This is a genomic window from Halopseudomonas sp. T1L2, from assembly GCF_055397385.1.
In genome coordinates this window covers 1508978-1532511 of sequence record NZ_AP040865.1, presented here as the reverse complement: position 1 = coordinate 1532511, position 23534 = coordinate 1508978, and the positions used below count along the sequence as shown (strand labels likewise).

The window sequence follows — 23534 nt, the reverse complement described above, 5'->3', positions numbered from 1 at the left end:
CATGTTTTAAAGCATAGCGGCAGTTTTTTCCGGTAATACGTTGTTTTTAAATTATTTTGAATGCTGCGGCTCGTCGCATATAACGGGTCGTCATAACGGCTGTATTCATAACAACAATGGGCTTTGAACCATGCAGGAATCGACCTCCCGGAGCAGTTCTGCTCCGATTGATGAGCCGGCCTTTCTGGCCGAGCAGCGGGGCTTGAGGCGGCTGCGCTTCAGCAAGACGATTGAAGACGCATTTCAGCATTATCTGCATGCCAAGATGGCGAGTCGGGTCGTGGTCGTGGCGACCTCGTCCATCGTGTTCATGTTGCTTTTCATGTGGCTGGATTACGTCTATCTGCCCCCGGAGCTTGCAACGTACACGCTGAGTATTCGCGCTGTTGGCCTGGGCGTGATCTGTTTTGCCATCTGGTATTCCAACCGACCCGGAAGGGTGCCTCCTCGCTATGCCTTTGCGATGGCGACGGTGGGGTACATCTGTGTCGGTATCATGGTGGCCATGGTGATTACCATGGCCCGTGCCGCTGAGGTTTCCATTCGGGTCACCCACGACGGCCTGTATCTGGTTCTGCTGTCCGGGATGTTTCTGCTGGCCCTGCCGATGCGGCATGCCGTGCTGGGTTCCTGGACTATCGTGCTGAGTTATCTGTTTGCCGAGATGATGATGAGTGCGCCGGCAAGGATGCTGATTTCCGATGGCATTTTCCTGTCCAATTTCGCGGTCATGGGCTCGCTCGGCACCTATCTTTACGAGTATATGCAGCGTCGCGCCTATCTCAACGAGCAGTTGCTGGAAGCCGCCCGACGCCGCGCCGAACGCGAGAGTCAGAGCAAAACGCACTTTCTGGCGACCGCCAGCCATGACCTGCGTCAGCCGCTGCATGCCATGCTTCTGTTCATTCAGCATTTGCAGGAGCAGCCGCTTAATGGCGAGGCACAGCGCACTGTCGGGCGCCTGAGCGACTCGACCCAGTTGCTGCAGGCCATGCTCAACTCGCTGCTGGACATCTCGCGGCTGAGTGTCGGTATGGTTCGCCCTCAGATACGCTCCTTCAATCTGGCGCCCTGGCTGCAGCGGCTGATTGCCAGTCTTGACAGTGTTGCCCTGCGGCGGGGAATTCAACTCGAGTTGCACTGTGCACCTTATCTCGCGGTGCGCAGTGACACGTTGCTGCTTGAGCGGCTGCTGCGCAACTATCTGAACAATGCGCTGCTGCATGCCGATGCCACAGTGGTACGCGTTGAGGTGAGCCGCAATGAGGATCATCTGCGGATCGCGGTAATCGATAACGGCTGCGGCCTGGAGGAGGCCGACCAGGAGCGGATCTTCGAGGAGTTCACCCAGTTGCGCAACCCGGCTCGAACGCTCGACAAGGGCGTTGGCCTTGGGCTCAGTATCTGTCGTCAGATATTGCACCTGCTGCAGTACCCCTCCGGGGTGAATTCGCGCCCAGGGGAGGGTGCCTGCTTCTGGGTCGAGGTGCCCGTCGGCGAGTGGCAGGCTCAGCCCGAGGAGCCCATGCAGGCTGTTGTGCCCAATCTGCATGGGCAGGTGGCACTGATTGAGAATGACCGGGTCAGCCGGGAGGCGATGCAGTCGCTGCTGTCGAGCTGGGGCTGTGTGGTCTGGGCGTTTTCCAGCGCCGATGAGGCGCTGGCCGAACTCGGTACAGCAGGTGTGGACGTGGTGCTCAGTGACTATCGACTCGAAGGCGAGCTGAATGGTCTTGAGTTGATCCGGCAGCTGCGTGAACGGGGCATCTTTGGCGGTCCGGCAGCGCTGGTAACGGCCGATACGTCGGATGATCTGGTGGAGTCAGCGCGCCTGGCCGACCTGCATTTGCTCAACAAGCCGGTGCTGCCGGCGCGCCTGCGCCGGCTGGTTCACGAGATGCTGGAGCATGCTGGCCGGTCCGCTGCGGATGCCCGTTCCGGTGCTAGAAACTCACCAGGCCGAGCTTGCGAGCCTGAGTGACACACTCGGTTCGGTTGTGGCAGTCCAGTGAGGAGAACAGCGCCTTGAGGTGGGTTTTGACGGTATCTTCCGACAGTGAAAGGCGCTGGCATATCACCTTGTTCGGCAGCCCCTCGGCGAGCAGGTCCAGTATCTCAAGCTGGCGTGGCGTAATGCCGACTTCTCGGGCACTGGTCTGGCGGTCAATCTTCAGTGCGGTGTCGCCGATCACCACCTGGGCGCCGTACAACAGTTGGGTTACAGCGTCCAGCAGGGTCTTGCCGTCGGTTGTCTTGCTGATGAAGCCGGCCGCGCCCAGCTGCAGGGCAGTCTCCAGATCGCTGGGGCTGTTGCTGGCGCTGAGGATGGCGATAGGCACCATGGCGTCCGCGGCCCGCAACTTCTGCATCAGCGACAGGCCGCTGCTGTCCGGCAGTTGCAGATCGAGCAGGATCAGGTCATAGGGGTATTCCCTGACCAGTTGCAGGGCTTCGGCAGCATTGCGGGCGTGATCAAGCCTGACTCCCTCACACAGCGAGCCGAGCGTTAGGCTCAGGCCATCCAGGTAGATCTGATGGTCATCAATCAGCAATAACCGGGTGTCCGGTGGCAGGCTGCTCATGGCACGTCCTCGACTCAGGTGCCGCAGATCACCAAGCAGGCGTCGCGGCGTTTGTTATTGTTTGCCGCCTGATGATATGCAAAGCCCGCAGTGAGCACCACCCCGATCATATCGGGGTGGGATCTCAGTCGCGCGGTGGCAGCTGTTTGCGCAGTTCCTGAAGCTCGCTGCGCAGGGCTTGCAGTTCGCTCATCAGCGCCTGTGTCGAGGGGTGTTCGACCTCTGGCTCGGCGCTGCTGTTGGCTTCCCGCTGATGCTGGATGGCATCCACAATGACCGCAATAAACAGGTTCAGCATCATGAAGGTAGCGATCAGAATGAATGGCACAAAATACAGCCAGGCGTAGGGAAACTCCTCCATCACCGGTCGAACTATGCCCATCGACCAGCTCTCCAGTGTCATCACCTGGAACAGGGTATACAGGCTGGCGCCCAGCGTGCCGAACCACTCTGGAAAGTGGCTGCCGAACAGCTGAGTCGCGATCACGGCCGCGACATAGAAGATCAGGCCCAGCAGCGCAACGATGCTGCCCATGCCCGGCAGGGAAGACAGCAGCGACTGCACTACGATCTTCATGCTGGGGACGATGGAAATCAGGCGCAGCACCCGCAGTACCCGAAGGGCGCGCAGAACGGCCAGCGGGCCGCTTGCCGGTACCAGTGCAATGGCAATCACCAGCGTGTCGAACAGACCCCACGGGTCACGCAACAGTCGCCAGCCGTGGGCGATAAAGCGCAGACCGATCTCGATCACGAAGCAGCCTAGGATCAGTTGATCGAGCAGGCGTAGCACATGCCCCCAGCGTTGCATCAGGGCCGGTGCGGTTTCCAGTCCGAGAATCACTGCGTTGATCAGAATCAGGGTGGTGATGAGGTATTGAAAGCGAGGGCGATCCAGCCAGGCGGCCAGACGCTCGCGCCAGGGCGCGTTGAGTTCCAGGGTTGTGTTCATGGTGGTCTTCGGGAGAGGAGATAATGGCCCGCAGGGCGGGCCCTTGATGTCAGTGCTCGTTTTCTGCAAAGGCGCAGAGTGTGTAAGTCGGGATACCTGCGTCCTGCATGATCTGCGAGCCACCCAGATCCGGCAGATCAATAATGGCGGCGGCTTCGTAGACGCTGGCACCGCATTGGCGAACCAGGCTGGCCGCAGCCAGGAAGGTGCCGCCGGTGGCAATCAGATCATCCAGCAGCAGTACCTGTTCACCGCCGGCGAGGGCGTCGCGGTGCATCTGCATGGTGGCTTCACCGTATTCGGTGGCATAGCTGGCGCCGATAGTATCGGCTGGCAGCTTGCCGGCCTTGCGCAGCAGCACCAGAGGACGATTGAGTTCATAGGCCAGGATCGAGCCGATCAGAAAGCCGCGCGCGTCGATGGCGCCGATGTGGGTTACCGGGCTGTCGATATAGCGCTGGATCAGGCTGTCGGCCACCATGCGCAGACCCTTCGGCGACTGAAACAGGGGCGTGATGTCGCGGAAGGTCACGCCTTCCTTGGGAAAGCCGGGCACCGGCCGGATCAGCGATTTGATCGCGTATTCGTCAAAGATCATCGATAGGTCCTGAAAATCAGTCGAGCTGGCCGCCAGCCAGCGCACACAGCTCGCCGTGGTTGAGAATCTCTACTTCCTTGCCCTCGGCGGCGATCAGTCCCTGTTGCTGGAAGCGGGTAAATACGCGGGATACGGTTTCCACCGCCAGACCCAGATAGTTGCCGATATCGTTACGCGACATGGCCAGCCGGAAGGAGCGGGCCGAGTATCCCCTGGCACGGAAACGCGCCGACAGGTTGATCAGCAGCGTAGCAATGCGTTCGTCCGCAGTCTTCTTCGACAGCAGCATCATCATCTGCTGATCATCACGGATTTCGCGACTCATCAGGCGCATTACCTGGCGGCGCAGGGTTGGCATGCTGGCGGTCAGATCATCCAGACGTTCGAACGGGATTTCACACACGGACGTGGTTTCCAGGGCGACGGCGGTAACCGGCTGGCGCTCACCGTCCATACCGGAAAGCCCAATCAGCTCGCTAGCCAGATGGAAGCCGGTAATCTGTTCAACACCTGCATCATCAACGGTGAAGGTCTTGACGGTGCCGGAGCGCAGTGCATACAGGGAATCAAATGAATCACCCTGACGGAAAAGCACCTCACCCTTGCGCAGCGGTCGGCCACGCTTGACGATGCTGTCCAGGCTGTCCAGTTCCTGATCCTGCAGCGCCAGTGGCAGGCACATGGCGGCGAGGCTGCAGTCCTTGCAGTGCGCTTCGGGTAGCGCTTTTAGTTTGATTGCATCGGTCATGACGGTCGTGGCTCTGTTTGTCGATGGACAAAGCGTACAACATGCGCGGCAAGGCTGCCACGCCCGGGTTTGTTGCAACAGGTGTTCAGCCGTGGGCGTGCTGCGCCGCAGTGGGCAGGCTGAGCTGCTCTATCAGCCATTTCTGATGCGGCCCGGGCAGGGTCCAGACGCCGAACAGGATCACCATCAGGGCGGCGCCAATCCGCAGGCTGCGACGTCTGAGCAGGGCAGTCAGGCGTTCAGCAGCAGCGCCGGTTGCGAGTAACGTCGGCAGGGTACCAAGGCCAAAGGCAAGCATCAGCAGTGCCGAGGTGGCTGCATCACCGTGGCTGCTGCTCCAGATCAGGGTGCTGTAGACCAGGCCGCAGGGAAGCCAGCCCCACAGGCCGCCGAGCAGCAGGGCCTGGCCGGGGCGCTGCACAGGCAGCAGACGTCTGGCGTGGGGTTCGATTTGCCGCCACAGGCCGCGGCCGATGGTTTCGATGCGGGTCAGGCCCGACCACCAGTTGGCCAGATACAGCCCCATGGCGATCATCAGCAGGCCGGCGACACCCCGCAGGATCAGGTCCAGGCCCAGACCATGCAAGGCCCAGCCGAGGCTGCCAATGATGGCACCGGCCAGGGTATAGCTGGCGATGCGCCCGGCGTTGTAGGCCAGCAACAGGCGCCAGAGCGGCCAGCCGCGTCGTTGCGCCGGCGGGATGGCCATGGTGAGCGCCCCCATCAGACCGCCACACATGCCGATGCAGTGGCCACCGCCGAGCAGCCCCAGAGCCAGTGCAGTCAGTAGCTGGGCGACAAGCAGCTCACTCATTTGTCTTGATCGCTGTCGTCGCGCTCGGCGTCGCCTTCGCGCTTCTGGGCGGCGAGGTGGGCTGGATCGTCGTCATCAAACAGGATGCTGTGGGCAGGGCTGTCCAGGTCATCGTACTGGCCGTTATTGACCGCCCAATTGAAGATCCAGATCGCGGTAATCACCAGGGCGATTGCGATCGGCACGAGGATGTAGAGAACGGTCATGCACTGGGCTCCGGTTGGGCACTGTGGTGCTGCGCTGCGACGGGCGGGCGGATGCGCGTGAGTCGCAGGGCATTGAGCACCACCAGCAGCGAGCTGAGGGACATGCCAAGGGCGGCGAGGGCCGGCGTTACAAAACCGAACGCAGCCAGCGGCAGCACCGCGAGATTATACAGCGTAGCCCAGCCCAGGTTCTCGATCATGATCGCGCGGGTCTTGCGCGCGATGGTCATAGCCTGCAGCAGCGCGCTGAGATGGCTGCCGAGCAATACCGCATCGGCGTTGGTCTTGGCCAGATCGGAGGCGTTACCCATGGCAATGGAAATGTCGGCGCTGGCCAGCACCGGCACATCGTTGACGCCGTCACCAAGCATCAGCACCTTTTCACTGGCCGCCTGCCGGGCCTGCACGAAGGCCAGCTTGTCATCCGGGGCAGCGTTGCCGATGGCCTCATCAATACCCAGCTCCCGGGCGACCCGGTCGACCACCCGCTGGTGGTCACCCGACAGCAGCACGATCTGCAATCCACGGGTCTTGAGCCCGTCGATCAGCTCGTGCGCGTCGCTGCGCAGACGATCATTGAGCGCGAACCAGCACAGTGGGCCATCGGCTCCGGCAAGCAGCAGCCATTGGCCGTCGCCGGCAGGACGCTCGGGCTCCGGCTGACCGGACAGCGCCATCGCAAATGCCGGTTTGCCGATGCGCAGCGGCCGGCCTTCGCAGCGCCCGTCGAGTCCGTGGCCGGGTTCATTGCTGCAGTGCTCGGCCTGCTCGCTGCTGCGGCCAAAGGCGCGGGCAATCGGGTGTTCAGAATGGCTTTCCAGCATTTGTGCCCAGCGCAACGCCTGGTCAGCGTCGACGCCGGGGAAGGGCAGTATCTGTTCAAGGGTCATGCGCCCCTCGGTCAGGGTGCCGGTCTTATCCAGGATGACTGTCTGAATCTGCGGCAGGCCTTCAAGCACGTGCCCGCGGGTGATCAGCAGGCCGAGCTTGTGCAGACTGCCTGTGGCGGTAGTCAGCGCAGTAGGCGTAGCCAGCGACAGGGCGCACGGACATGTCGCCACCAGCATCGCCAGCACGATCCAGAATGCGGTGTGCAGGTCGGCAGCCCACCACCATGCGCCACCGACTACAACCGCGGCCAGCAGCACGGTGAGCAGGAAGTACTGGGCCACGTCGTCGGCAAGACGGCCGAGCCTCGGCTTGTCGGACTGGGCACGTTCGAGCAGGCGAACGATGGCGGACAATCGGGTCTGCTCTCCCAGTGCATCGATGCGCAGGCGCAGCGGTCCTTCGACATTCAGCGTGCCGGCGGTCACCGGATCACCGGCAGCCTTGGCAATCGGCAGGTATTCACCGGACAGGGCCGATTCGTCGACACTGCTCTGGCCGCTGATGATGGTGCCGTCAGCCGGGATGCTCTCGCCGGGCTTGACCTCAACCACGTCACCGCAACGCAGCTCTTCAAGCATGATCCGTTGTGTGCTGCCATCGGCCTCGACGCGCAAGGCGCTGGGCGGCAGCAGATTGACCAGCTTTGCGGTACTTTCGACCGTGCGCTGGCGCGCGCGCCGCTCCAGATAGCGGCCGGCCAGCAGAAACAGGGCAAACATGGTGGCCGAGTCAAAATACACCTCGCCGCTGCCGATCAGGGTGGCGTAGATGCCGGCCAGGTAGGCGCCGCCAATGGCCAGCGAGACCGAAACGTCCATGCTCAGGCGGCGGTTGCGCAGGTCGCGCCAGGCGCCCTGAAAGAAGGGCGCGCAGCTGTAGAACACTACCGGCGTCGTCATCAGCAGGCTGGCCCAGCGCAGCAGGTCGGCCATGCGTTCGGTGACGTCCTGATTGAACTCCTCGGACAGCGCCATAGTCGCCATCATTACCTGCATGAACAGCAGCCCGGCCAGGCCAAGGCGACGCAGGTAACGGCGGTTTTCCGCGGCAATCTGTTCTGAAGCCTTGTCCGGCTCGTAGGGGTGAGCGGCGTAGCCGATTTTGCGCAGGCTCTTGAGCAGGCCGGAGAGGCGGGTTTGGTTATCCTTCCAGCGCAGGCTAAGGCGCTGGTTGCCCATGTTCAGCGCGACGTCGGTGACGCCGGGCTGAGCGCGCAGGTGGCGCTCAATCAGCCAGCCACAGGCAGCGCAGCTGATGCCTTCCACCAGCAGCACGGCCTGCTGCTCTTCTCCATCACGCTGGGCGAAGCGCTGCTGCACGTCCTCGCGGTCATACAGTTCCAGCTCATCCTGGAGCGCGCGCGGCATGGCCTCGGGGTTGGTGGAGGTTTCGGTGCGGTGGCGGTAGTAGGACTCCAGGCCGGCGCTGCAGATAGCCTGCGCAACAGCCTGACAGCCGGGGCAGCACATGGGGCGCTGCTCACCAAGAATGGTGACATGCCAGGGCGCGCCGGAGGGAACCGGCTCGCCGCAGTGGTAACAGGGGGTAGGGTGGGACATGCCTTACTTTGCAGTCAGCTGGTATTGCTTGCCCCTGGCCAGGTGCACTTCGCCGGTCAGGCGCCAGCCGTCATCGCCTGCATTGGCCGGATCACTGAGTTCGACATAGCGGCGCCCCTCGATACGGTTCTCGAGCTGGCCGGTGTAGGTATTGCCCTGAATCTGGCGCAGCATCACCGTGCGGTCACGGGAGGCGTGTGTCGGTGAAATCAGGTCAAGCTTGAGGCCCGCGGGCAGCGCCTGCAGCTCACCGCTGAGCTGCAGACTGATGTCGCCGGTCACGTCATCAATACCGAACTCGGCCGCAACGCCAATGGCACTGGCGTTGCGGTCCTGGTCCAGGTACAGGTTGATGGCCTTGCCTTCGCTGTAATAGTTGTCGCGGACCAGACTGTCGGGGTTAAGCCCGGCAATCATCAGCAGCCCGATCCCGATCACTACGGCAAAGCCGAGAATGGCAATGATGAACCACGCCCAGAACTGCTTGTACCAGGGTGAGGCTGAGGTGTCGTGCTGCGTCATGCTTGATCCTGTATCTGTCAGCGAACCTGTGGGGCCATAAACCGGCTTTCGGCTTCGGCCTGCACATCGTCATCATCGGTTGCCGTCACGGTGAAGGTGATCGGGATGTTGGTCGCGCCGGCAAGCTCGACCGGATCCATCTGCACGTTCAATGGCAGTTCCAGTTTGCGGCTGGGTGCCACGGTCAGACGGTTGTCCGGGAGCTCAAGCTGCAGGCCCGGATGCCCCTGAACCTCCACTCGATAGCTCCGCTCGGTCTGTGCCTTGTTGAAAATTTTGACAATGTACACGTTCTCGATAGCACCGGCACTGGTTTCTCGATACAGAACATTGCGGTCGCGCTCAATGTCCAGCGATACCTGGCTGAGGTTGCCCACGGTGATGATGAACAGGCAGATCATGGCCACCAGGGCGGCACCGTAGCCGATCAGGCGAGGGCGCAGCCAATGGGTGCTCTTGCCTTCCAGCGCGTGCTCGGTGGTATAGCGAATCAGTCCGCGCGGGTATTCCATCTTGTCCATGATCTCGTCACAGGCGTCGACGCAGGCCGCGCAGCCGATGCACTCGTACTGCAGACCGTTGCGGATGTCGATACCGGTCGGGCAGACCTGTACGCAGACGTTGCAGTCGATACAGTCACCCTTGCCGACTTCGGCCGGGTCAACGCCTTTCTTGCGCGAGCCACGCGGTTCGCCGCGCTTGGCATCGTAGGACACGATCAGGGTGTCGGCATCGAACATCACGCTCTGAAAGCGTGCATAGGGGCACATGTAGATACACACCTGCTCGCGCATCCAGCCGGCGTTGAGGTAGGTCGCGGCGGTAAAGAAAAACACCCAGAACAGCGCCCAGCCGGCAATCTGCAAGGTGAAGATATCGGCAAACAGGCCGCGGATAGGGGTGAAATAGCCAACAAAGGTAATCGCGGTGATCAGTGATACCGCCAGCCAGATACCGTGTTTTGCGGCCTTGCGCATCAGCTTGTTGGCGCTCATCGGCTCTTTGTCGAGCTTGATGCGGGCATTACGCTCACCTTCGGTAACACGCTCTGCCCACATGAAAATCCAGGTCCAGACGGTTTGCGGGCAGGTGTACCCGCACCAGACGCGGCCGGCGAACACGGTAATGAAGAACAGGCCGAAGGCGCAGATAATCAGCAAAAACGAGAGCAGGAAGAAATCTTCCGGCTGGAACGTGGCGCCAAAAATGTGGAACTGGCGAGCAGGCAGATCCCAAAGCACGGCCTGACGATCACCCCATGGCAGCCAGACCGTGCCAAAGTACATGAGGAACAGGAAACCCACACCAATCAGACGAATGTTCTTGAACAGCCCCTTGTAGGAGCGGGTCTGGATTTTTTCGCGCTTGGCGTATAGGTCAATGGTTTCGACCTTGGGAGTTACATCTTCGAGAGGGATCTTGCTCATGGTCAGGCTAACCCTATCAGGCAGGTAGGATGGTTCGGCAGACTGGCCTCGCGTAGGGACAGACTTTGCCTTCAGTACAGAACATAGACTGCTTGAGCTATCAGAACAATGCGACCGGTAGTCGCGCGCAGGGTATGTTGATCTGGGTCATAAAGCAAAACGGGGAGACATTGTCTCCCCGTTTCTGGTCAGCTCAGGCTGCGACTACTGCGCGTCTTTGTGGGACAGGCTGTAAACGTAGGAGGCAAGCATATGGATCTTGTCCTCGCCCAGGTGGGCCTGGCTGGGCATGTGGCCGTTACGACCGTAACGAATGGTCTGCTGCACCTGCAGGAAGCTGGAGCCGTAGAGCCATATGTCGTCGGTCAGGTTCGGCGCACCCAGTTGCAGGTTGCCCTTGCCGTCGCCCCCGTGACAGACCGCACAGGTGTTGGTGTAGGTGGTCTTGCCTGCGGCCAGATCGACGCCTTCGGTTTCCAGGCCAGACAGGCTGCGAACATAACCGGAGACGTTGCGAACACCGTCTTCACCAATAACGGCCAGCCACGCCGGCATTGCAGCCTGGCGGCCCGCACGCAGGGTGGTCTTGATGGTTTCCGGGTCACCGCCGTACAGCCAGTCGTTGTCGGTCAGGTTCGGGAAGCCGAATGCGCCGCGGGCGTCAGAGCCGTGGCAAACCGAGCAGTTGGTGGCAAACAGACGCTGGCCGATGGCAACCGCTTCCGGCACCTTGGCAACTTCCTCAACAGGCATGGCAGTGTACTTGGCGAAGATGGGGGCGAAACGCTCTTCAGCGCGCGCCACTTCCGCCTCGTACTGGCCGACCTGGGTCCAGTTCAGGTAGCCCTGCCACTTGCCCAGGCCCGGGAACAGGAACAGGTAAACGGCAGAAAACACCATGGTCAGAATGAACAGGACAAACCACCAGCGGGGCAGGGGGTTGTCGTATTCCTCAATACCATCAAAGCTGTGACCCATGGTCTCGTTGGTCGGACCAGGGCGCTGGGTTTTGCGGGCGGCCAGCAAGAGCCAGAGGATCAGGCCAAGGCAGGTCAGGGTCAGAATGACAATGTACCCGCTCCAGAAATTAGTCATTGCTTGTTACTCCTAGCATCTTTGTGCTGCTCGTCCGAGGTCTCGTGCTCGTCTTCGTCGGCAAACGGCAGCTGAGCGGCTTCGTCGAAGTCCTTCTTCTTGTGTGAGCTGTAGGCCCAGATCACGACGCCGATGAAGGCCGCCATGGCGAAGACGGTACCGAGACCCTGGAGAGTGCTGTTATCCATGGTGGCTTACCGAACCGACAGGACGGTGCCGAGGTGCTGCAGGTAGGCGATCAGAGCATCCATTTCGGATACGCCCTGAACGGCTTCCTTGGCACCGGCGATGTCTTCGTCGGTATAGGGAACACCCAAGCCACGCAGCACTTCCATCTTCTTGGCGGTGTACTTGCCATCAAGTACAGCGTCCTGAAGCCACGGGAAGGGCGGCATCTTGGATTCCGGCACTACGTCCTGAGGTCTGATCAGGTGAGCGCGGTGCCAGTCATCGGAGTAACGACCGCCGACACGGGCCAGGTCCGGACCGGTGCGCTTGGAGCCCCACAGGAAGGGATGCTCCCAGACGCTTTCACCGGCGACCGAGTAATGGCCGTAACGTTCGGTTTCGGCACGGAAAGGACGGATCATCTGCGAGTGACAGCCTACGCAGCCTTCGCGGATGTAGATGTCACGGCCTTCCAGCTCAACCGCGGTGTACGGACGCAGGCCCTCTACCGGCTCGGTGGTTTCCGGCTGGAAGAACAGCGGGACGATCTGAACCAGACCGCCGAAGCTGATGGCGATGACAATCAGGACGACCATCAGGCCAAGGTTTTTTTCTACTGTTTCATGCAGTTTCATTTAACGCGTCCCTCAGGCAGTCTGTGCGGCGGCTTCGAGGTTGGCCGCTTTGCTGTGGCGCACGGTACGCCATACGTTGTAAGCCATCAGCAGCATGCCGATCAGGAAGAAGGCACCGCCGATCATGCGGACGATGAAGCCGTAGTGGCTTGCTTCCAGTGCTTCAACGAAGGAGTAGGTCGGTGTGCCGTCGACGTTCACTGCGCGCCACATCAGGCCCTGGGTGATGCCGTTGACCCACATGGAGACGATGTACAGCACGGTGCCGATGGTCGCCAGCCAGAAGTGCGTGTTGATCAGCGCGGTGCTGTACATGGCTTCACGGCCGAATACCTTCGGAATCAGGTGATACAGCGAACCGATGGAGATCATGGCAACCCAGCCCAGAGCACCGGCGTGTACGTGACCAATGGTCCAGTCGGTGTAGTGGGACAGCGCGTTGACGGTCTTGATCGCCATCATCGGGCCTTCGAAGGTGGACATGCCGTAGAACGCCAGAGCCACAACCAGGAAGCGCAGGATCGGGTCGGTGCGCAGTTTGTGCCATGCACCGGACAGGGTCATCATGCCGTTGATCATGCCGCCCCAGGAGGGAGCCAGCAGAATCAGGGACATGACCATACCCAGCGACTGAGCCCAGTCAGGCAGCGCGGTGTAGTGCAGGTGGTGCGGACCGGCCCAGATGTAGATGGAGATCAGCGCCCAGAAGTGCACGATGGACAGGCGGTACGAGTAGATCGGACGCTCGGCCTGCTTCGGAACGAAGTAGTACATCATGCCCAGGAAGCCGGCAGTCAGGAAGAAACCAACCGCGTTGTGGCCGTACCACCACTGGATCATCGCGTCCGTTGCACCGGAGTACATGGAGTACGATTTGGTCAGGCTGACCGGAACCGCCATACTGTTGACGATGTGCAGGACGGCAACGGTGAGGATGAAACCACCGAAGAACCAGTTGCCCACATAGATATGCTTCATCTTGCGCTTCATGATGGTGCCGAAGAACACCAGAGCATAGCTGACCCAGACGACAGCAATCAGGATGTCGATCGGCCACTCCAGCTCAGCGTATTCCTTGGTGGAGGTCAGGCCCATCGGCAGGGTGATGGCGGCGAGCACGATGACTGCCTGCCAGCCCCAGAACGTGAAGGCTGCCAGGCCGTCAGAGACCAGGCGGGCCTGCGAGGTACGTTGTACCACGTAGTAGGAGGTGGCAAACAGGGCACATCCGCCAAAGGCGAAGATGACCGCGTTAGTGTGCAACGGACGCAGGCGTCCGAAGGTAGTCCACGGCAAGCCAAAATTCAGTTCGGGCCAGACCAGTTGGGACGCAATGAAGACGCCCATGGCCATGCCCACGATACCCCAGACCACCGTCATGACGGCGAACTGGCGTACCACCTTATAGTTATAGGCTGTCGGAGTGGTAGCTGTGCTCATGCGAGATTCCACGGATAGCAGTTGGTTTATGGGTATTAAAGCGCTGGCAAGTATGAGGAAAGCCCGCGCTCATTGCAATGACATAGGTCAGTGCTACGGCGCCTTGCAGGGCCTCTGGACTGGCCTCCCGATCGACGTCCGTGTACCGTGCCGAGTATTTTCGACCGGCCTCGGATGGGGTCGGAACAGCTGTCCAACGTGCTGCGTCGTCCTGTCGTGCGTCCGGCGCAGCGCCGTCTACTTGAGACTAGTCATGCTGGTTTCAGATGTGAAGCCGGCAGCGCTCGCAGGTGTGTGACATGGTGTCGCACGCTTTCGGTGCAACCGTTCAGACAGGTAAATAAATGAAGGAAGAGATGACGGCTTCAGGTTTTCTGGTTAATGACCCATCAACATCACCGATCGCGCAGTTGATGCTCGCTCATGGCGCAGGCGCGCCCATGGACAGCCCGTTCATGAATCTGCTGGCCGCTGCGCTGGCGGCCCGCGGGGTTCGGGTGCTGCGGTTCGAGTTCCCCTACATGGCGGAGCGCCGGCGTACCGGCGGCAAGCGCCCGCCCAACCCGATGAGTGTGCTGGAGCAGGCGTTTCGGCTTCAGGCTGCGCAGCTGCAAGGGCCATTCTTCGTGGGTGGCAAGTCGATGGGGGGGCGAGTCGCCAGCATGTTCGCGGCTGAGGTCGGGGCGGCGGGGTTTGTCTGCTTCGGTTATCCGTTCCATCCATCGGGCAAGCCGGAGCGTATGCGCACGGAGCATCTCGCTGCACTTTGCTGCCCCGGGCTTGTCATACAGGGGACCCGCGATCCGTTTGGCAAGCCCGACGAGGTTGCGGGGTATGACCTGGACCCAGCGCTGGGTCTGCATTGGCTGGACGGTGGCGAGCATGACTTCAGACCGCTCAAGGCGAGCGGTCTGGCGCAGCAGGATCTGATCGAGCAGGCGGCCGATGCGGCGGCCGCGTTCATGACGGGTCAGTGAGGCGAGCCGGGCGGCAGGTTGCGGGCTGGCCTGACCCGCGCCCTGCGCCCGACCCGGTTCAGACGCCGAGTGCTGCCGGCATCACCGCGGCAGACATGGTGCCCCAGCGGCGGCCTTTGACGAACAGTGGTACATACAGTACGAAGATCACTGTGCTGGTGCCGGGTAGTACGAAGGTGCCCATGTTCAGGTAGGTGCAGCTGCTCATCACGCGCAGGTCGCTCTCGCTGGCGACCGCAAAGCGTTTGTAATTGCTGCGGGCTGCATCGATGCGCGGGTCCCCGGTTGGCGGCTGTGAGGACGCGCTGCGACTGGTCGGCAGGTAGCCCTTTTCGTTCACCGCCGCCATGTACACGATGCCATCCTTGCCGCCCTGATCCCACTCATCCAGCAGGGGACGAATGCGCTCGATAAAGGCGTCTGCCCAGCGCACATCATGCTTCGGCGGGTTGGTGTTGGGAATGGCTGTGTAATTTTGCTCGAACAGGTCCACGCCCCGATCCGCGATTTCGTCCAGCCGGGATTCGATTTCGCGACGACGGGCCATCAGCAGTTCGGTCACTGCCTCCATATGGCCTTCACCAAGGCGGAACCCGGCAAGGGCGCGCAGCGCCAGGTTGGTGTTGTCGCGCAGCGAGTCAGCCTGACGGAAGCTGGACTCCATGTGCTGACTGATAGTCAGGCTCAGATCACGAATTTCGCTGCCATGCTTGAGGGTCTCGGCATTGCTGGCAGTCAGCTGTTCCAGCGCGCTGCTGACCATGAGCAGGTCGTCATTGGCGCGCTGGAAGTCGTCAACCATCGCGTCGAACTGATCTGCTGCGGTGCTGACTGCCATGCCGGTTGACTCGGTTTGCTCGAGCATGTTCTGGGTCTGGTGATCGGCGCCAGCCATCGCGGAGGTCATCTGCTCCATCAGCTGACTGATTTGGTCGGCAGCGTTACCGACCTTGGCAGACAGGTTGCGCACCTCATCGGCGACCACGGCAAACCCGCGCCCCTGCTCGCCGGCGCGCGCTGCCTCGATGGCCGCGTTGAGGGCCAGCATGTTGGTTTGAGCAGAGAAGTCCTGAACCGTGGTGAGAATCTCGCGAATGCGGGTCGAGCTGTTGTTCAGTGCGTTGACGTTGTCCTTGAAGCCGGTCATGGCGCTGCTGATCTGTTGCATCTGGCTACGCGCGTCGTTCATCTGCAGTCGCGACTGGCGGGCAATGTCGAGATTGCGGGAATTGACTTCGGTAACGCCGGTGGCGCGGCTGGAAATGTCGTGCAGGGCACTGGTGGTCTGTTCGCTGGCCTGAAAGATCAGTTCGGACAGCTGCTGTTGCACCTTGGCGTCCCGCGCCGCCTGCTCTGACAGCAGGCGGCTGTTGGCCGATGCCAGCGCTGTGCCCAGGCTGTTGAGCTGCAGCTCCATGATGATGCCGCGCAGACGCTCGTTGAGGCTGACGAACGCCTGACTTGCCTCGTCCTGCTCAAGATCGGCTGCGTTGACGCGCAGGTCAATCTGCTTGCTGTTGATGCGTTTGAACAGGGCGCCCAGCCCGCGTCCCTGGCGTGCTCCGGTGCGGCTCATCCAGGTGAAGGCTAGCGTCGGCGGGATCATGGCCAGCGCCGCCCAGAACAGCGCGCCGGAGGCGCTTGAAATGACCGCTGCGAACAGGAAGGCTTCGCAGGCCAGCAGGCCGCTGAGCGTCAGGCGTTCCTTACTGGATGGGCTGGCTGGATTGTCGGCAAGGGCGTTGCTTTGTTGTTGGGAAATCATGCGGCCTCCGGGGCTGCCTGGCTTTCTTATTATCGTTATAGCATCGCGTTGCGCCTCTGGATCGGGCGTTTGCGGCATGCTTCGGGGTTCCTCACGCCAGCATATCGGCATTACTTCTCATTTTCGATAGGGCAAAAACGCCATAGTTGGAGGCATATTTGCGTTGCCGTCTAGGTAGCCAGTGAGGGTAGCCAGAGCGAGAGTTGCGGAAACAGCACAAGCAGTACGGTTGCCAGCAGCAGGATCAGGATGAACGGCGGGGTGCCACGTATGACATCGAAGTAGGGGCGCCGGAAGATCGCCATCGCGGTGAAGATATCGCAGCCGAAGGGCGGTGTGGCCGAGCCGATGGCGGCCTGGAGTGTCACGATCACGCCCACATGAACGGGGTCAAGACCGGCGGCCTCCACGGCGGGTTTGAACAGCGGGGTCAGAATCAGGATGACGACGATCGGGTCGACGAACATGCATCCTATAAAGAAGGAAACAGCGATCAGACCCAGCACCAGGGTAGGGCTGTGACCGATGCTGCTGATAACGGGTTCCAGAATCGCCTGGGGAATGCCGGCGAAGGAAATGGCGTAGGTAAAGGCGTTGCCGGCTGCGACGAGAATGAACACCACTGCAGTAATCAGCCCGGTTGAAAGCGCGACGTCCCAGAGCTCGCTGAGCTTGACCGCACGCAACACCACGACCTCCAGCACCAGGGCATACAGCACCGCAATGGCCGCGGCCTCTGTCGGACTGAAGATGCCGCCGTAGATGCCGCCGACCACCACCAGCGGAAAGCCCAGCGGCAGTAACGCCTTTTTCAATGCGGTCAGTCGGGTGGCCCAGTTGCTGCGTGGCTCCGGCGTGATACCCATGCGAATCGAGGCGATCCAGCAGTAGATGGAAAACAGCAGCAGAATCAGCAGGCCCGGAATGATGCCGGCGATAAACAGATCGCCGATCGAAGAGCCGGAAATAACGCCGTAGATGATCATGCCGATACTCGGCGGGATCAGCAGGGCAATGTCGCTGGCGTTGATGATCAGCGCCAGCGCAAAGGAGTCCGGGTAGCCTTTCTCAAGCAGCTTGGGCCGCATCGGCCCGCCCATGGCGACAACGGTAGCCTGGGTCGAACCGGAGACCGCGCCAAACAGCGTGCAACTGGCTGCCGTGGTGATCGGCAGGCCGCCGCGAAGGTGGCCGACAAAGCTTTGCACCAGATCCAGCAAGCGGTTGGCGGTATGTCCGCGTGTCATCAGGTCCGCTGCAAAGATGAACAGCGGAACGGCAGCGAGGGCCCAGGACTGCACACCGCTGATCATCTGCCCCATCAGCAGTTCGACGTTGCCCAGCCCGATGACCAGAAACAGCAGCATCAGCGCCGCTACCAGCAGTGGCACCATCATCGGGAAGCCCAGGGCCAGCAGTACGATCATGGTTATGAGGGTCAGAGTCAGCATCGGTGGTCCGTGTCAGGGCAATCAGGGAGTGCTTTCGTCGGGGGCAGCGAGATACTCGTCCTTCTCGCTGAAGGACCGGTAGGTGTCGCGTGAGGTGAGGTTGCGCACGGCGGTCAGCCAGAACTGAATACCGGCCAGAAACAGGCCGATCGGTGCCGCCAGGTAGGGTATCCATAGCGGGATTTGCAACGCCGAAGACGTGCGTCCGCGCTCGGCCATGGTGGCAACGTACTCGCCGGCATACCAGGCCAGATAGAACATCAGCGCGCCGGTTCCCAGGCTGATGATGATCAGCAGGACCTTGCGCGGCCGGCCGCTGAGCTGATCAAAAAAGGCTGACATGCTGATATGACGGGCCCGGCGGACAGCGTAACCGAGGCCGGCAAAGGTCATGATGACGAGGCTCATCTGGGTCAGTTCGACCTGGCCGGTGACGCCGTTGCCGAACAGCTGTCGGCCCAATACGTGAATGATCAGCAGGGCAGCCAGGAACAGCACGCTGGCACCGAGGACGCTCTTTTCCAGCCATTCGGTGAGGCGGTCCACGCCTTCAAGCAGGCGCAGCACCGGTGAAGCGGGGCGACGGTTTGCCGAGCTGTCGGCAGGTCGGGACATCGGTTTGTTCCTTTTCGCGGCGCTAACGGTCGTATCGTGACCGAAAAGGCTAACTCGGGGAGTTAGGCGCCGACTTCTGTCTGCAGATGGACGTAGTAGTCACATTCAGCTCAGATGGTGAATTTGTACTCCTTTTTTGACCTTAACCCATATCAATCGTCTTTGCACGACGTGAACATGCGCGAATGCTGTGTTAGGGTTTGGCAGGAAACCAGAACAATTGAAAAGGAGTGTTCCATGAATTTGCGTAATGGTTGCCTTCTTGCGGCTGCGGTAATGCTGGCTGCCTGCGGATCCGAAGAAGAACCTGTTGCCAGTGGTAATGGCTCAGAGACGCCTGAGCAGAGCGCTGTGGCCGAGGCCGATGCCGTGGAAACCGAAACCTGGGGTTTCGCCCTTGAAGAGATTGAAGGCAGCGTGCAGTACGAATACGGTGCCAGGTTTGCCGAGCTGATCAAGGAAAAGACCGACGGCGCTGTGGAGGTCAAACTCTACCCCTATGGCCAGCTGGGTGGTCTCACGGATATCTATGATCAGGTGCAGTCCGGCGCGATCCAGTTTGCCTTCGGTTCCGGCTTTCTCGGCGGCACGGTTCCCGAGTCGCAGCTGTTCAGCCTGAACTTCGTGCTGACCGACGACGAAAAGACCAATACGGAAATTCTCAACGCCCCCGAGTTTCGCAAGAACGACGATCTGGTTGCCTCCTACCGCGACCGTGGTCTGCAGCCGCTGGCTATCGTGCCCGAGGGCTGGCAGGTCTGGAGTGCCAACAAGGCGATCCGCTCACCGGCTGACTTCGACGGCATGGCGATTCGCACCATGGACAATCGTCTGCTGCGCGAAACCTACAGCGCCTACGGCGCCGATCCCACCACCATGGAATACGGCGAGCTGTTCAGCGGCATGCAGCTGGGCCAGCTGGACGGCAATATCCAGCCCGTATTCGCCCATCAGGAGATGGACTTCTACAAGGTTCAGGACTATCTGATCTTCGCCAATCAGGCGCAGTTCATCGCTACCTTTATGGCCAACAGCGACTGGTATGACGGCCTCACCGACGAGCGCAAGGCAATCATTGATGATGCCGTAGTCGAGCTGGTGCCGTGGATCCACGACGTGCAGACTCGCCTCAATACCGAGCGCCTGGATATCATCACTGAAAACAGCGACATCGAGCTGGTGTACCTGACGCCGGAGGAGCGCGAGGTGTTCCGTGAGCGCAGCCTGCCTGTGCGTGATGTGTTTGCCGAGATGGTGGGTGAGCGCGGCACCCGTCTGATGAACACCCTGATCGAGCAGGTTGAGGCGGCCTCTTCGGCCGAGCCGGCAGACGAGTCTGCCCAGACCGAGTCCGAAACGGCGCAGGAGCCGTTGAAAGACGCTGCCTGATTCGCCCTGTAACGCTGACGGCCCGTCCGGCGCAAGCCGGGCGGGCCGTCTTGCGTTTGTCCTGCGCTCTTTCATCATCGCAGATGAGCCAGTAGCATAGCGGCCTGTTTCCGCCAGTCCTTACGGGATATCGCCATGACTACGCTTGATCGTGCCGCCGTTGAGCAGGCCCTTGCTCAATATCAGGATCCTTACCTTCGTACCGACCTGCTCAGTGCCGGCTGTTTGCGCAGGCTGGATATCGACGGCGGGCGCGTCGAGGCCGAACTGGTGCTGGGCTATGCCGCAGGTAGTTTGGTCGGTGGTATCGCCCAGATGATGCAGATGGCGGTCGAGAATGTTGACGGCGTGACTGCGGCAAAGGTCAGCGTGCGTTGCGAGATTCAGGCCGGTAACGTGCAGGGGCAGGTGCCGGCACTGGAGAAGGTGAAGAACATTATTGCCGTTGCCTCGGGCAAGGGCGGGGTTGGCAAATCCACGACCGCAGCCAACCTGGCGCTGGCGCTGGCCCGTGAAGGGGCCAAAGTCGGTGTGCTGGATGCCGACATCTATGGCCCGAGCATGGGGCTGATGCTGGGTCTGCCGGAAGGCACGCGTCCGCAGGTCAGTGATGGCAAGTGGTTTGTCCCGCCACGCGCGCATGGCCTGCAGGTCATGTCGATGGCGTTTCTGGTTGATGACAATACGCCGGTGGTCTGGCGCGGGCCGATGGTCTCGGGCGCGCTGATGCAGCTGCTGACCCAGACGGCCTGGGATGAGCTGGACTATCTGGTGGTCGACATGCCGCCGGGCACTGGTGACATTCAGCTGACTCTGGCGCAGAAGGTGCCGGTGACCGGTGCGGTGATCGTCACCACGCCGCAGGACCTGGCGCTGCTGGATGCGCGCAAGGGCATTGGCATGTTCGAGAAGGTCAATATCCCGGTGCTGGGGGTGGTCGAGAACATGGCCATTCACATCTGCTCCAACTGCGGTCACGCCGAGCATCTGTTTGGTGAGGGCGGTGGTGAACGTCTGGCGGCGGACTATGGCGTCGAACTATTGGGCTCGATGCCACTGTCGATGATGATTCGCGAGCAGGCCGACGGCGGCAAGCCGACCGTAATTGCCGAGCCGGAATGCCAGATCAGCATGGTTTATCAGGACATGGCGCGCCATGCGGCAGCGCGTATCGTTGAATTGGCGAATGCCGCACAAATGCCGGAAATCAGTATCAGCGACGACTGATCTCCGGACTTTTGTCGACGGGTATAACCCGGTAACATGCAGAGTCTTTTTTTCGCACCGCCTATTTCAGGACACGCCATGAGCATCAAATCCGACCGTTGGATCCGTACCCAGTCCCAGGAACACGGGATGATCGAGCCCTTTGTCGAACGCCAGATTCGCGGTGCGGAAGGGGATCGGGTGATTTCCTATGGTGTGTCGAGTTACGGCTACGACGTGCGCTGCGCTGACGAGTTCAAGGTGTTCACCAACATCCACTCGGCGGTAGTTGATCCGAAGAACTTTGACGAGAAGAGCTTCGTCGATATCCAGAGCGACGTGTGCATTATTCCGCCAAACTCCTTCGCGCTGGCGCGTACCGTTGAGTACTTCCGTATTCCGCGCAATGTACTGACCATCTGTCTGGGCAAGAGTACTTATGCGCGCTGCGGCATTATCGTCAACGTGACCCCGCTTGAACCGGAATGGGAAGGCCACGTGACCCTCGAGTTCTCCAACACCACCAACCTGCCGGCGAAGATTTACGCTAACGAAGGCGTGGCGCAGATGCTGTTCTTTGAATCGGACGAGCCCTGCGAAGTGTCCTACCGCGACCGCGGCGGCAAGTATCAGGGCCAGCGCGGCGTGACCCTGCCGCGGGCGTGATGCCTGAGTAATGAAAAACCGGCTGCGTGCCGGTTTTTTTATGCCCGAGTTTCAGTCGTAAGCTGACAGGCAAAAAGAAGCCGGTCTGCAAGCCTGCCGTGGTACAGGTTGCGAGACCGGCGCAAGATGCCGCTTTAGCTGACGGGAACCCTCGGAGCAGGGCGCCCGTTTTCAGGAGCCGTTAGAAGCTCTTGGAGACTGCAACGGTGAGGTTGCCGTCGCAGTAGTCGTCTTTGCCGTACGTATCAATGCAGTCTTGTGCTGCAATGTCGGTGTCAGTGTAGGTCAGGGAGAAATCCAGGCCGAGCATGGTCTTGCCTACGCCTACGCTCCAGTCTTCGTAATCATTACCACCGGCTTTTGAGTCGGTCAGACCGTAGCTCGCGAACAGCCCGATGTCATAAGGCAGGGAGTACTCGTACCCTACGAATGTGTAGGTCGGGTGTACGCCGGTCTCCACGCCATACTTATATCCTAGGGTGAAGCCGTAAGCGGTGATGCTGGGGATCACTTCATAGCCGTTCCATACGCTTGCTTTCGGGTAGGTGTACTTGGCCAGTTGCAGATCAACCGAGACGTCATCGGAAAAGCCATACCCGTAACCTACGTAGTAGTCGACTTCGATGCTCGCGCCAGAGGTGTTGCCCGGAAAAGCAGTGTCGCCGTCAACGTTGGACGCCCAAATACCTGCATAGAGACCGCTTTCATGCGCAACATCCAGACTGCCTTGGATAGCGGCTTCGCCTGCAGTTTGGGATTGACCGCGCCAGATGTAGTCGCTGGCCAGTGTGGCGGTCATGCTGGTATCAATTTTTCCAACAAACGTATCGAACTCTTCAGCGTGAGCCATGTTGGCAAAAGACAGTGTGCTGGCGGTAGCAACGGCAACTGCAAGTTTCTTCATCATCACGTATTACCCCGTAGGTTTTGATTTAAGTGCGTTGGCACAGGTCCTATAGCATTTTGCTTGCCAACAATTTTTTTTATATTTAAATCAGATATATACGTATGTTTTGAAGGAAAATTGCACAGCCGTAACCCGAACGTCACAGAGCCCGTGCCCGTAATTGGTGCGGGAAAATGGTCGTCGTGTTGCATTGTGTGGCAGCAGGTGCAAGCGCTAGCGTGGGAGCGTCGCCTGCGTGCGGTTGACCATGGCCAGCAGGGCTTTATTGCGTTGATAGCGCAGCAGTTTGTCGCGCAGTGAGATGGGAGCGTCGTCGCCGGGCTCATAGCCATTGGCGCGGTAGAACGGCACCAGGTTGGGAGCGCAGAACAGCCAGATGTCACCGCGATGCTGCTGGCGTACATGTTCTAACAGGCTGCTCGCCAAGCCCTGACTGCGCTGTGCAGGGGCAACCAGCAATCCGGTCAGCCACCAGCACTGATCGACCGTCTGCAGGCAGAGACAGGCTTGAAGCTCGTGAGTGCGTGCCACCCAGACTTGATGGTGACCGCGGGCTTTCATGCCGCTGTGGTATTGGCGGTAGAACTTGTTGGCCAGCGGCCGCTGTTCGTCGCTCAGGCGCATGAATGCGGTAGCTGCTGATGGCGCGGATGCGGCAGATGGGTCAGGCATGTCTACTCGTTGCGTCCTCGACTGCGGCCCAGCAGGGCGCACCCCCCGGCCAGGGCAAGAAACACGGGTGTCAGCAGCCTTGCGGCGCTGGCGTATTGATCGTCAAAGCCACCAAAGGCGAACACGGCTGATGATAGCGCGATGATGCTGAAGGCGATGGCCCAGTTGAACATGGGGGATCTCCTTGGTACTGCGGTACAGAGAGTGTTAAACGGTCTGGCGTCCAGCGCGCCTGCCTGAGTCGTTTCC

General features: G+C 60.6%; 24 protein-coding genes. 5 read left to right on the top strand and 19 right to left on the bottom strand.

Annotated elements, in window-relative coordinates:
• Nucleotides 1-130 precede the first annotated feature (130 nt).
• Nucleotides 131-1981: an ATP-binding response regulator gene (locus ACZ5WQ_RS07200; RefSeq protein ID WP_464383464.1), complete on the top strand. Its 1851-nt coding sequence runs from the start codon at nt 131-133 to the stop codon at nt 1979-1981.
• Here the strand turns inward: ACZ5WQ_RS07200 and ACZ5WQ_RS07195 are convergent.
• The 13 genes from ACZ5WQ_RS07195 to ccoN form a co-directional block, all read right to left on the bottom strand.
• Complete coding sequence (locus ACZ5WQ_RS07195) at nt 1944-2582, bottom strand: response regulator (RefSeq protein ID WP_464383463.1); 639 nt, start codon at nt 2580-2582, stop codon at nt 1944-1946. The genes ACZ5WQ_RS07200 and ACZ5WQ_RS07195 overlap by 38 nt on opposite strands.
• A gap of 124 nt (nt 2583-2706) precedes the next feature.
• On the bottom strand, nt 2707-3534 hold the full coding sequence (locus ACZ5WQ_RS07190) for an ion transporter (protein WP_464383462.1): 828 nt from the start codon (nt 3532-3534) through the stop codon (nt 2707-2709).
• Nucleotides 3535-3583: 49 nt separating this feature from the next.
• Complete coding sequence (locus tag ACZ5WQ_RS07185) at nt 3584-4132, bottom strand: adenine phosphoribosyltransferase (protein ID WP_228247376.1); 549 nt, start codon at nt 4130-4132, stop codon at nt 3584-3586.
• A gap of 16 nt (nt 4133-4148) precedes the next feature.
• Nucleotides 4149-4880, bottom strand: coding sequence for a fumarate/nitrate reduction transcriptional regulator Fnr (gene fnr, locus ACZ5WQ_RS07180; RefSeq protein WP_285676234.1), 732 nt, complete (start codon nt 4878-4880; stop codon nt 4149-4151).
• 85 nt (nt 4881-4965) lie between these two features.
• The gene (locus ACZ5WQ_RS07175) at nt 4966-5694 is read right to left on the bottom strand and encodes a sulfite exporter TauE/SafE family protein (protein ID WP_228247377.1); all 729 of its coding nucleotides are present in this window, start codon (nt 5692-5694) and stop codon (nt 4966-4968) included.
• A complete protein-coding gene (gene ccoS, locus ACZ5WQ_RS07170) occupies nt 5691-5900 on the bottom strand; it encodes a cbb3-type cytochrome oxidase assembly protein CcoS (protein WP_228247378.1) in 210 nt (69 codons plus the stop codon). The genes ACZ5WQ_RS07175 and ccoS overlap by 4 nt, the downstream gene beginning before the upstream one ends.
• Complete coding sequence (locus tag ACZ5WQ_RS07165; protein ID WP_464383461.1) at nt 5897-8350, bottom strand: heavy metal translocating P-type ATPase; 2454 nt, start codon at nt 8348-8350, stop codon at nt 5897-5899. Before ACZ5WQ_RS07165 ends, ccoS begins: the two co-directional genes overlap by 4 nt.
• A gap of 3 nt (nt 8351-8353) precedes the next feature.
• Complete coding sequence (locus tag ACZ5WQ_RS07160; RefSeq protein WP_464383460.1) at nt 8354-8872, bottom strand: FixH family protein; 519 nt, start codon at nt 8870-8872, stop codon at nt 8354-8356.
• Nucleotides 8873-8889: 17 nt separating this feature from the next.
• Nucleotides 8890-10299, bottom strand: coding sequence for a cytochrome c oxidase accessory protein CcoG (gene ccoG, locus ACZ5WQ_RS07155; protein ID WP_464383459.1), 1410 nt, complete (start codon nt 10297-10299; stop codon nt 8890-8892).
• Between the two features lie 204 nt (nt 10300-10503).
• Nucleotides 10504-11394: a cytochrome-c oxidase, cbb3-type subunit III gene (ccoP, locus tag ACZ5WQ_RS07150; RefSeq protein WP_285676231.1), complete on the bottom strand. Its 891-nt coding sequence runs from the start codon at nt 11392-11394 to the stop codon at nt 10504-10506.
• Nucleotides 11391-11582 (bottom strand): cbb3-type cytochrome oxidase subunit 3, encoded by a 192-nt coding sequence (locus ACZ5WQ_RS07145; protein ID WP_088273817.1) that lies wholly within the window; start codon nt 11580-11582, stop codon nt 11391-11393. The genes ccoP and ACZ5WQ_RS07145 overlap by 4 nt, the downstream gene beginning before the upstream one ends.
• 6 nt (nt 11583-11588) lie before the next feature.
• Nucleotides 11589-12197, bottom strand: coding sequence for a cytochrome-c oxidase, cbb3-type subunit II (gene ccoO / locus ACZ5WQ_RS07140; RefSeq protein ID WP_464383458.1), 609 nt, complete (start codon nt 12195-12197; stop codon nt 11589-11591).
• A 12-nt stretch (nt 12198-12209) separates the two neighbouring features.
• Nucleotides 12210-13637 (bottom strand): cytochrome-c oxidase, cbb3-type subunit I, encoded by a 1428-nt coding sequence (gene ccoN / locus ACZ5WQ_RS07135; protein ID WP_285676228.1) that lies wholly within the window; start codon nt 13635-13637, stop codon nt 12210-12212.
• A 344-nt stretch (nt 13638-13981) separates the two neighbouring features.
• Between ccoN and ACZ5WQ_RS07130 the strand changes: the two genes are divergently transcribed.
• Entirely contained in the window at nt 13982-14614 is a 633-nt protein-coding gene (locus ACZ5WQ_RS07130; protein ID WP_464383457.1) for an alpha/beta family hydrolase, read from the top strand.
• Nucleotides 14615-14672: 58 nt separating this feature from the next.
• On the opposite strand, the gene ACZ5WQ_RS07125 is transcribed toward ACZ5WQ_RS07130, so the two are convergent.
• From ACZ5WQ_RS07125 to ACZ5WQ_RS07115, 3 genes are all read right to left on the bottom strand, one after another.
• Entirely contained in the window at nt 14673-16379 is a 1707-nt protein-coding gene (locus ACZ5WQ_RS07125) for a methyl-accepting chemotaxis protein (protein WP_269687112.1), read from the bottom strand.
• Nucleotides 16380-16549: 170 nt separating this feature from the next.
• Nucleotides 16550-17830: a TRAP transporter large permease gene (locus ACZ5WQ_RS07120; RefSeq protein ID WP_228247388.1), complete on the bottom strand. Its 1281-nt coding sequence runs from the start codon at nt 17828-17830 to the stop codon at nt 16550-16552.
• A 21-nt stretch (nt 17831-17851) separates the two neighbouring features.
• On the bottom strand, nt 17852-18445 hold the full coding sequence (locus tag ACZ5WQ_RS07115; protein WP_464383456.1) for a TRAP transporter small permease: 594 nt from the start codon (nt 18443-18445) through the stop codon (nt 17852-17854).
• A 237-nt stretch (nt 18446-18682) separates the two neighbouring features.
• On the opposite strand from ACZ5WQ_RS07115, the gene ACZ5WQ_RS07110 reads away from it, so the two are divergent.
• The 3 genes from ACZ5WQ_RS07110 to dcd all read left to right on the top strand — a co-directional run bounded on the left by ACZ5WQ_RS07110 (nt 18683) and on the right by dcd (nt 21706).
• On the top strand, nt 18683-19834 hold the full coding sequence (locus ACZ5WQ_RS07110) for a TRAP transporter substrate-binding protein (protein ID WP_285676224.1): 1152 nt from the start codon (nt 18683-18685) through the stop codon (nt 19832-19834).
• 135 nt (nt 19835-19969) lie between these two features.
• Nucleotides 19970-21061 (top strand): iron-sulfur cluster carrier protein ApbC, encoded by a 1092-nt coding sequence (apbC, locus tag ACZ5WQ_RS07105; RefSeq protein ID WP_228247391.1) that lies wholly within the window; start codon nt 19970-19972, stop codon nt 21059-21061.
• A gap of 78 nt (nt 21062-21139) precedes the next feature.
• Complete coding sequence (dcd, locus tag ACZ5WQ_RS07100) at nt 21140-21706, top strand: dCTP deaminase (protein WP_088273825.1); 567 nt, start codon at nt 21140-21142, stop codon at nt 21704-21706.
• Between the two features lie 181 nt (nt 21707-21887).
• Here dcd and ACZ5WQ_RS07095 read toward each other — a convergent pair whose 3' ends face one another.
• From ACZ5WQ_RS07095 to ACZ5WQ_RS07085, 3 genes are all read right to left on the bottom strand, one after another.
• A complete protein-coding gene (locus tag ACZ5WQ_RS07095) occupies nt 21888-22613 on the bottom strand; it encodes a TorF family putative porin (protein WP_464383455.1) in 726 nt (241 codons plus the stop codon).
• Between the two features lie 213 nt (nt 22614-22826).
• Nucleotides 22827-23285: a GNAT family N-acetyltransferase gene (locus ACZ5WQ_RS07090; protein ID WP_464383454.1), complete on the bottom strand. Its 459-nt coding sequence runs from the start codon at nt 23283-23285 to the stop codon at nt 22827-22829.
• Between the two features lie 2 nt (nt 23286-23287).
• Nucleotides 23288-23458, bottom strand: a complete 171-nt coding sequence (locus ACZ5WQ_RS07085; protein WP_088273828.1) for a DUF1328 domain-containing protein — start codon at nt 23456-23458, stop codon at nt 23288-23290.
• Nucleotides 23459-23534: the final 76 nt, after the last annotated feature.